This is a genomic window from Streptomyces coacervatus, assembly GCF_029223485.1.
Lineage (GTDB): Bacteria > Actinomycetota > Actinomycetes > Streptomycetales > Streptomycetaceae > Streptomyces > Streptomyces coacervatus.
The window spans coordinates 1-501 of the sequence record NZ_JARHTP010000085.1 but is presented as its reverse complement, the minus strand read 5'-3'; the positions used below and the strand labels follow the sequence as shown (position 1 = coordinate 501).

1 protein-coding gene is annotated in these 501 nt (G+C 69.9%); it reads right to left on the bottom strand.

Features of this window, described 5'->3' with window-relative positions; genetic code table 11:
* The coding region (locus P2Q00_RS50695; RefSeq protein WP_275781999.1) for an SDR family NAD(P)-dependent oxidoreductase at positions 1 to 501 on the bottom strand (501 nt) is incomplete at both ends.

The window sequence follows — 501 nt, the reverse complement described above, 5'->3', positions numbered from 1 at the left end:
CCGCACCCGAGAACAACACAAACGCCGACAACCCGGCATCCCGCGTCAACTCATCCAGCAGCAACGCCGCATCCACCTTCGGACGCAACACCGCATCCACCCGCTCCGGCGTCAACGACGACAACACGCCGTCATCGAGCACACCCGCCGCATGCACCACAGCACACAACGGATGCTCGGCGGGTATCGAGACCAGGAGGGAGGCCAGCGCCTCCCGATCCGCCACATCACACGCCGCCCAGGTGACCTCGGCACCCAGCTCCGCAAGCTCGGCGGACAGCCCGGCCGCGCCCTCGGCCTCGGCGCCGCGGCGACTCACCAGCAGCAGGTGTCGTACGCCGTGCTCGACGACCAGATGCCGGGCCACCAAAGCGCCCAACGTCCCCGTCGCACCCGTGACCAGCACCGTCCCACCGGCACCCACACCACCGAAAGACACACCTGTGCCCGCGTCCGCACCGGCCACCGGCACCCGCACCAGACGCGGCACCAGCACCACAC